Raw genomic sequence first — 1,871 nt, forward strand, 5'->3', positions numbered from 1 at the left:
GATCGGGATAGGGGCAGGCCTCGCGGCCCGACCCCTCCCACACCACCGTGCGTACGGGTCCGTACACGGCGGTTCGGATCGGTTGATCGGCTAGGGACGCAGTGATGGAAGACCGAGGGATCGCAGAAAGCGATTGGTCAACGCCCGTTGCAGTGCAGGGCTATTACTCAGCCGCCATGCATTATGGGGTGACCCGGCTGTCTGGGCAGCAAGGGACCGGTCCACCCCTCGCGCCGTCAGTTCCCGGAAGCGGGTGTTCCCGCGTCGCCACTGCTTCCAGAAGAAGCAGCGAACCCGGCGGCGTACCCATTCGTCCAGACGCTGAAGGACGCTCGGCGTTTCGCAGAATCCAAAGTAGCCGCGCCATCCAGTCAGGTAACGGTTCAGCATGCCGATCAGTTGGTCAACGCTGACCCCGTGCGAGCGCTGGGTCATTTCCCGGATTCGCTCCTTGAACCGGCTCAGTGCCTTGGGCGCGATGCGCCGTTTGACGTGATCCCGGGTCCCGAAGGTGAATCCCAGAAACTTCCGCGTGTGAGGCTCGGCCACTGCGCTCTTCGTCTCGTTGACCGTCAACTTGAGCTTGCTGGTGAGGAAGGCTTTCAGCCCCGCCATCACCCGTTGGCCCGCGCGTTCGCTGCGTACATAGACGTTACAGTCGTCGGCGTACCTCGCAAATCGCAGTCCGCGTCGCTCAAGTTCCCGGTCGAGGTCGTCGAGCATCAGATTGGATAACAACGGTGACAGCGGACCGCCCTGGGGCGTCCCTTCGTCCGTTGCGCCAACCAGCCCGTCTTCCAGCACGCCCGCCGTCAGAAAGGAGCGGATCAGCTTCAGCACTCGCCTGTCGCTGACACGCTTTGCCACCCTGCTCATCAGGATATCGTGGCTTACGCGATCGAAGAATTTCTCGAGGTCCAAATCTACAATCCATCGATGCCCCGACTGGATGTAGCTTTGCGCCTTTGCCACGGCCTGATGCGCCGAGCGTCCCGGACGGAAACCATAACTGGAATCCGAGAACGTCGGGTCCCACCGCTGTTGCAGCACCTGCAATACCGCCTGCTGAACGAATCGATCAAGCGCGCACGGAATGCCAAGCTTGCGCACGCCACCTCCATCCGGCTTGGGTATCTCGACTCGTCTGACAGGTTGTGGCTTGTACGTGCCTTCCAGCAGCATGGACCGTATCGTCGGCCAGTGCTCACGCAGGTACGCCGGTAGTGCCTGAACCGTCATGCCGTCCACGCCCGGTGCGCCTTTGTTTGCTCTCACACGTTTCAACGCCTGCTTCAGGTTCTCCCGTTCGCAGACTTCCTCCATCAGTCGGTCACTAGCCGACGGGCTTTCAGACTCGGGGTTCGCCGCCATAGGTTCAGCCCCTCGATCAGCAGCCCTCGGGGCTTCACCCCTGCCTCCGCTATCGAGGACGCGATGCGTTTTCTGCTGCGCTCCCATGTCGAGTTCTCCGGCTTACTCGCCGCTCCTCTCCGTTTGGGCCTTCAGGCATCGCTGCCCTACTATGCCCGCTGCTGACTCCTGCGCGGTGGTCAACAACCCTTGCGAGCCGTTCAGTCCTGAGTCCAGGACACCGCGCAGGCCTCCCGAGGTAAGCCCAACCGCCTTCGCCACACACCCGCCAGATCTACCACCCCGGACCTTGATGGCTATGGACTTCGCGATCATTGGCTCGCTCGTCCGTCCGGGTAGGCCTCCCATCTGGTTTCTGTTCGTCAGGTCGTGGCTTTGCTACACGCTTCCTTCAGACCCCGCCTCACGACGACGCCCTTGCGTTTCGCTAGTCCTTCACCACCATCAGGTTGGACAGGGGACTCGCACCCCCAAGCTGTTGTGCATGCTCGGCGCACCAA

The 1,871-nt window shown here is 62.0% G+C and carries 1 protein-coding gene; it reads right to left on the bottom strand.

Features of this window, described 5'->3' with window-relative positions:
• Nucleotides 1–90: 90 nt before the first annotated feature.
• Nucleotides 91–1,458 (bottom strand): group II intron reverse transcriptase/maturase, encoded by a 1,368-nt coding sequence (gene ltrA / locus IAG25_RS41075; RefSeq protein ID WP_061160352.1) that lies wholly within the window; start codon nt 1,456–1,458, stop codon nt 91–93.
• Between the last annotated feature and the right edge of the window lie 413 nt (nt 1,459–1,871).

Origin of the sequence: Caballeronia sp. EK (assembly GCF_014384845.1) — a bacterium.
Taxonomy (GTDB): Bacteria; Pseudomonadota; Gammaproteobacteria; order Burkholderiales; family Burkholderiaceae; genus Caballeronia; species Caballeronia jiangsuensis.

What these genes read in the sequence shown, in the direction of transcription:
- ltrA (WP_061160352.1), bottom strand. Translation starts at nt 1,458, where the DNA reads ATGGGAGCGCAGCAGAAAACGCATCGCGTCCTCGATAGCGGAGGCAGG.